7 protein-coding genes are annotated in these 6,490 nt (G+C 59.3%); 4 read left to right on the top strand and 3 right to left on the bottom strand.

Annotation, left to right across the window (positions count from 1 at the left end; all coding sequences use genetic code 11):
* Positions 1-134: 134 nt before the first annotated feature.
* Positions 135-440 (bottom strand): GIY-YIG nuclease family protein, encoded by a 306-nt coding sequence (locus Q0S71_RS24795; protein ID WP_296001633.1) that lies wholly within the window; start codon positions 438-440, stop codon positions 135-137.
* Positions 441-557: 117 nt separating this feature from the next.
* Complete coding sequence (locus Q0S71_RS24790; RefSeq protein ID WP_296001639.1) at positions 558-863, bottom strand: DUF1249 domain-containing protein; 306 nt, start codon at positions 861-863, stop codon at positions 558-560.
* 89 nt (positions 864-952) lie between these two features.
* Between Q0S71_RS24790 and Q0S71_RS24785 the strand changes: the two genes are divergently transcribed.
* The 4 genes from Q0S71_RS24785 to Q0S71_RS24770 are packed head-to-tail and all read left to right on the top strand — an operon-like array spanning position 953 to position 4,236.
* A complete protein-coding gene (locus Q0S71_RS24785; protein WP_296001631.1) occupies positions 953-1,264 on the top strand; it encodes a hypothetical protein in 312 nt (103 codons plus the stop codon).
* Positions 1,261-1,602: an IS66 family insertion sequence element accessory protein TnpB gene (gene tnpB / locus Q0S71_RS24780; RefSeq protein WP_296001629.1), complete on the top strand. Its 342-nt coding sequence runs from the start codon at positions 1,261-1,263 to the stop codon at positions 1,600-1,602. Before Q0S71_RS24785 ends, tnpB begins: the two co-directional genes overlap by 4 nt.
* A gap of 29 nt (positions 1,603-1,631) precedes the next feature.
* Positions 1,632-3,188, top strand: coding sequence for an IS66 family transposase (locus Q0S71_RS24775; protein ID WP_296001628.1), 1,557 nt, complete (start codon positions 1,632-1,634; stop codon positions 3,186-3,188).
* A gap of 13 nt (positions 3,189-3,201) precedes the next feature.
* Entirely contained in the window at positions 3,202-4,236 is a 1,035-nt protein-coding gene (locus Q0S71_RS24770; RefSeq protein ID WP_296001626.1) for a TniB family NTP-binding protein, read from the top strand.
* Positions 4,237-4,581: 345 nt separating this feature from the next.
* Here Q0S71_RS24770 and Q0S71_RS24765 read toward each other — a convergent pair whose 3' ends face one another.
* Positions 4,582-6,273, bottom strand: a complete 1,692-nt coding sequence (locus tag Q0S71_RS24765; protein WP_296001624.1) for a hypothetical protein — start codon at positions 6,271-6,273, stop codon at positions 4,582-4,584.
* Between the last annotated feature and the right edge of the window lie 217 nt (positions 6,274-6,490).

The raw sequence follows: 6,490 nt of genomic DNA, 5'->3' as shown, positions 1-6,490 counted from the left end.
TCTGATTATTCCTAGTAATGCCACGTCGATCACTCCGATCCCCCTACTCATCAAGATAAGTAGGATTGTGTGCTAAACGTGGGTCAATTTTCGATGCAAATTATGCGGCTAAGTGGGTCAGTTTTCGGTGCAAATCAACAGTTTTCATCCTTGCTGCTGAAACTCACCAACTCCGACCAAAACTCTTTCCCAGAAATGTGGCTGTGCAGGCGATCAGCTAGTATTTCAGCTTCGCCGATATATGCGATATCGGTCTCTGTCTCTTCATTTGTCCCGAACAGGATATAAACACCGGGGCGTTGGACTTCTGACCATTCGCGCAGCTCGCTGAAAAGTGAACGAGGGCAGGCGAGCGCCTGTCCGGTCCAATTTGCTATTTCGGCATGGCGAATGCCAGCTACCGTCTCGTTCGGCAAATAAATCCTTATGCTCTTCCCCATTTTCGCCTCTTGGCTTGCAATACCAGAACAATAACAGAATAGAAGAGCGCGCTGCGATGGCGAACATAGTCGCTATGTCCCGCATAGATGGGATCGCGCCACAACAAGGACGTGCTGCTACTTGGTCTTTTCCGTCAGTTCAAACTTCGGCTGACTCCTGCCCTCAGCAATCAGCTTCGTCAACCATTGATCGAGGAAATTGTTCAGTTCCGCTTTCGCCATTGGGCTGAAGGCCATCATCTCCGGGCAGAACACCCGGCGCGATCCGAAGCAATCGGTGTACGTCAGCGCGCCCGCCGTCCCCGCCGCCAAGAACACTTCGATGGTCATGTCCGGGTCAGGGATGACAGGACCATGCAGACGTTCGAGATAGTGGCTCATGCGAAGCACCAAGCGATGTTTATGCCGCTCGATCACATCGATATTGACATCGTTGGTAAGCGTCCAGCCCGCCCATCTTCAAAACCTTAATCGGTTTGCCCAGACTCCGACTTTTGGAGATGGAGATGGTGATGGGGAACAAGGAGCGAGAGGAGCAATGGCGGGTGCGTGTGGCGCGGTGGCGCGAGAGCGGTTTGCCGATGCGGGCGTTTGCCCTACAAGATGGCTACCGTCTGCACCAATTGAGCTATTGGGTGCATCGGCTGTCGACGCCGGCGATGCCCGGCACCGCGCCAGCGCCGACGCTGTTGCCGGTGCAGGTCGCCCGTAGCGCGGGCGAGGCATTGGAGGTGCGCCTGCGTAGCCCCAGCGGCTGGACCGTGCTGCTGCCGGCCGAACTGAGCGCGCGCTGGGTGGCCGAACTGCTGCGCGAGTTGGCATGAAGCTGCAAGCGGAATCGGTGTGGCTGGCCACGCAGCCAGTGGACATGCGCATGGGCATCGACGGGCTCTCCTTGCATGTCCAGCAGGCGCTCGGGCGCGCGCCGTGCGACGGCAGCGCCTACGTGTTCAGCAACCGCAGCCGGACTCGGCTCAAAGTGGTGTGCTGGGACGGCAACGGCGTGTGGCTGTGCCAGCGCCGCCTGCATACCGGCCAGTTCGTGTGGCCGCGGGCCGGCGAGGCCAGCTGGGTGCTAAGCGATGCCCAATGGCAGTGGCTCGTCGCCGGTGTCGACTGGCAGCGCCTCGCGGCGGCGCCGCCTGCACATTGGCAGTTGTAAACGTCGCGCAGCTCAGTTAACATGACGGCATGGACTTGCTCACCGAACTGACCCGCGCGCAACACGATCCCGCCGTGATCGAGCAAGTGCGCGCGCTGTTGGCGCAAGCCGAGCAGGCCAAGCAGTGGCAGGCGAAGCAGGACGCCAGACTGGCCGAGAAGGACATGAAGATCACCGCGCTGACGCTGGAGTTGGCGTACTACCGGCGCCTCCGTTTCGGCCAGAAGAGCGAGGCGTTCAGCGGCGAGCAGCGCGAGCTGTTCGAGGAGACGATCGATGCCGACCTCGCGGCCATCGTGGCCGAGCTGGCACCGCAGGACAGGGAGGCGCCGAAGCGCCAACGCAGCGGCGCGGGCCGCCAGCCGCTGCCCCCCGAACTGCCGCGCGTGGAGCATCGCCACGAGCCGGCGTCGTGCGCGTGCGACGCGTGCGGTAAGGCCCTGACGCGGATCGGCGAAGACGTCAGCGAGCAACTCGACGTCGAACCGGCGCGTTTCTTCGTGCACCGCCACATCCGCCCGCAGTACGCCTGCCGCGCGTGCGGGACGGTCACGGCGGCGCCGGTGCCGCCGGCCATCATCGACGGCGGCATGGCCGCGCCCGGCCTGCTCGCTTGGGTGGCCGTGAGCAAATACACCGACCACCTGCCGCTGTACCGGATCGAGCAGATCGGCGCGCGCCAAGGTGTGCCGCTGGCGCGTTCGACACTCGCCGAGTGGATCGGCAAGGTCGGCGTCGCGCTGCAACCGTTGAGCGAGCGCCTCGCTGAGCTGCTGCGCACACGCGCTTGCCTGCACGCCGACGAAACGCCGGTGCGCCAACTCGATCCTGGCCAAGGCAAGACCCGCCACGCCTACCTGTGGGCCTACCGCTCGAACAGCCTCGACGAGGGGCCGCCCATCGTCGTGTTCGACTACCAAACCGGCCGCGCCGGCGCGCACGCGCGGGCGTTCCTGCATGGCTGGCAGGGCCAGCTCATGGTCGACGACTACAGCGGCTACAAGGCCATGTTCGCTGCCGGCGTCACCGAACTGGCATGCCTGGCCCATGTGCGCCGAAAATTCTTCGACCTGCACGCGGCCAACGGCAGCCCGGTCGCGGCCGAGGCACTGCGCCGGATTGGGTTGCTGTACGCTGTCGAGCAGCAGGGCGCCGGCCTGGCCGCGTCCGCGCGTTTGCGGCTGCGCCAGGAGCAGGCCAAGCCGACGCTCGACGCGCTGCACGGCTGGTTGCTGGGCGCCGCGAAAACCGTGGCGACGGGCAGCGGCACGGCCAAGGCCATCGACTACACCCTCAAGCGCTGGCCGGCGCTGCTGCGTTACGCCGACTCGGGCACGCTGCCGATCGATAACAACCCGGTCGAAAATACCATCCGGCCGATCGCCGTCGGCAAGAAGAACTGGCTGTTCGCCGGCTCGGAACGGGCGGGGCGGCGCGCCGCCGCGATCCAGACCCTGTTGGCCACCGCCAAGCTGAACGGCCTTGAGCCGCTGCGTTGGTTGACCGAGACGCTTGAGAAGCTGCCTACCTGCCCTAACAGCCAGATCGATACCCTGCTGCCGTTCACGAACTCTACCCAGCCTTAAAGCCAATTGCCAGATGGGGCCGCTGGACGCTTACAACGCTTCGTATTACGAGGAATATGCAAACCGCGGGAAAACAGGTTCCGACACTGTGATGAGAAGCGTTGCACGGCTGATGCATCTCCATTGTGTCGGATTGCTGGTTTGCGACGAAGTTCAGAACCTTTGTAACAGTCACAAGGGCGGCGACACCGTGATGACAGAACTCGTGTCTGCGTGTAATGAACTCGGCCTCCCAATCCTCTTCATCGGAACGAACAAAGCAGCGCAAGTACTGACACGGGATTTCAGGCAGGCTCGGCGTTCAACTGGCTGCAGCATATCGCCTTGGGACCGGCTCCCCGAGTTTGTGGAGTCTGACGAAATCAACGAGTGGGATGGATTTCTGGAAGTTCTTTGGACCTATCAATGGACGAAAAATGTCGCGCCTCTCGACGCTGCATTCTCTCAGTTGATGTACTTCTATTCTCAAGGCGTCATCGATGTCGCCATCAAGTTGTTCGCCGCCGCTCAAGGTATGGCCATGAACGATGGAAGTGAACTGGTGTCACTTGAACACATCGAGCAAGCTTTCACCAAACACATGTCCCTGCTGGGACCCATGATCGAAGCACTTAGGGTGAATGACCTTGCAGCTTTGGCGAGATGCGAAGACATCGCGCCGATCAGCATGGAATCCATCGTTGTTGGGGCCGTTCGCCGCGCGCGTGCTAGGACCAGCCCGTTGACCAGGACGAAGTCTTCAGATGCTACGTTCGCGCCCAAATTGGCTGCTAGCCTTGCCGCACTGGGGATGGCCCCTGAAGAGGCCGTGTCTCGGGCAGACGCAGTAGTTTCTGACAACCGCGTCCGAACGCTCGGCGAAGGTATGCAGCATGTGCTGGCCGAAGCCAAAGTATCCTCGCGGCCCGCCCGGAAGAAGACTTCGACGAAAGTGCCTGAGGTCGTCGATTACACGGAGCGACCGAACGATTACCGACGTGCTCAGCAAGAGGCACGCTTGAAGGGAAGTACGGTGTTTGACCAGTTGGTTGCACTCGGCATTCCTTGAAGTCTTTGTAACCAGATCGAATATCGTGCCACATATCGAAGCCATTTCCTCTGATGTAAAGCTTTTGGGGCTTCTTAACGCGACCAACAGATTCATCGCTGATATGCATCTTTGCCTTTCTAATCCCTGCGAACAAAGGTTATCCGATCCCTGCTCTTCCAATTGAACAGGGGTTCACGACCACGCATCATCGCGCCCCCCTGCAAGCCACCTGGCCTGCGCGACTCACCGGCAACCTTGGCTTTCACAGCTGCAGAGCCAAGTCAAGGTGCTCACCCGGCTAGGCGTATGACCTGCGAGGCCAATCGGCGACCTGACGAACCAGCAGTTTCTGGCTTTTCGGGTTCATGGCATACCCACATCGAGCTCAAAACGCAGAAAAAAAGCGTTGCCAAACGCCCATGGCCAAGCCTTTATCCCGGGAACTTCAGGCAGAATTCCTTTAGTCGAGTGCAAGTGCGGGACTGTTGCAACATGCATCACCAAGCCCAGCGCCTCGACGGTTTGGCGGAATTCGTCAGCATCGGTCGCCCAGACCAGGTGCGGCAATTCGTTCTGCGTTTGAACCACGCCGTCGGAAATAATCTTCTTCGCGTGCAGGCCGCCGGCGAATTCCTCTACGGCCTCCAATAGCGCCGCGGACTGATGCGCATCCAAGCCCGCGGGCTTCACAAAGCGAACGTGATCTATGCGCGGCATAAGTGCCCTCAGCAGACTATCATCGTTCACTCGCTGCATTTCGGACAAATTCGGCTTCGCGAAGATCAGGTTGGGCTTTTCAATTTGAAGGTTTTCGAGTAACTGGAAAACGAACCCTACGGGCAAGGTGTTCGACATAGGCACATCCTCGACTTCAAATTTTTTCAGATAGGCGTCCCAGGTCAGCCCAGCCTTGTTCAGTTCATGCATCAAAAAATGCAGGTCAACGCGATAGAGTTCAGGTGGTCCATTCAGATAGTCGAGTCGCTTGGAGTTCTCGCGATGCCGGAAGGTTTTTCCGTGGATGTTCTTGGCCAAGTGGTAACGACGTAACAGCCGTTCGCAATCGTCGATGCCGATCTGACGATTAACGCGGCCAGGCACATAAGCATCGGGTTTAAGCGTTTCGACGTACCAAACGTAGCGGATGCCGTTGACATACCACGCCCCGACACCTTCTCGTGGGATCGTGATTTGCAAGGTTGGCATCTCATTTGTACGGTCATCGCGCATCGACAATTCCAGCTGGTACCAGCAAGACAGCTCGTCACCGCGCGCGATTTCGTACCCGCTGTGCGGATCGTCTTCGTCATCCTCTCGCATCAAAATCAGCTCGGAATTAACGACATCCATCGCGGTGACCGCCATCGGGTGACCGGGGATGTCTTGCGAATCCGCGCAAAGACGCAGTACAGCATAGCCATCAAGCACAGCGCCGCCATCTTCTTCGAGGTGGCGACGCAACTTGCCGATGCTCGCTGACCCGCCGTCAAGCCAGCGTGGATCGTCAGTAGCCGTGGTAATGACGGCTAACGGCCAATCCTGATTACGCTGTTGATCGTCATCCGTTGCTGGCGGCACAGGCGTCGAGAAGCTAATCCCACGAGGGGTAAAGCTGAGCGTCAGAACACCGAGCGGAAGTTGGCCGCGCGCGAGCAATCGGTCAGCCCATGTGCGCAGTTCGATTGCCAGCTCTTCCCAGGAATCGAATTCTGCATCTTTCAGTTGCCCCGCATCGAACATCGTGAAAACCAGACGATGCGAACCATCGGACTTATAGGTGTGCAGGCTAGTGAAGCCATACAGACCAGCTGCGGCATGCAATGCGTTGGTATGCTTCAGCGTGATGCGACGCGTTTTCAGTATCGCCATCAGGCGTTTAGCAAGCGACTTCAGGTCTTCGCCAGGACGCATGTTCAGCTGATGGATAACCTCACGCGCGCCGTCCATGGTGAAGTGCGGCGCCTTGGCTTTAACGTATGCCCACAAGGACGCAGCTTGCGCTTCTGGGGTAGGCTGGATATGGCTTGGCCCATAGGCCGAGGTAGAGTGTTTCATTGGATGAGCTCCGATAAGGAAAGCACTGTCATGAACGGCACGCGTTGTTCGGCTTTCCAGAGTTCAACCAAAGCCGGTTAGGACAAGGCAGACTACAAACTGGTTTTGCCAGGCCGGACACGATGTCCGGTGCGTGCACTGACGGGAGCAACTCACCCACGGTTCGGCTGAACCGTTTTTTTATATTACAGAACGCGCCGTGAATTTGTCAAGCGCG

Source organism: Rugamonas sp., from assembly GCF_025354735.1.
In the GTDB taxonomy this organism is placed as follows: domain Bacteria; phylum Pseudomonadota; class Gammaproteobacteria; order Burkholderiales; family Burkholderiaceae_D; genus Rugamonas.
This window is presented reverse-complemented; position numbering and strand designations above follow the sequence as displayed.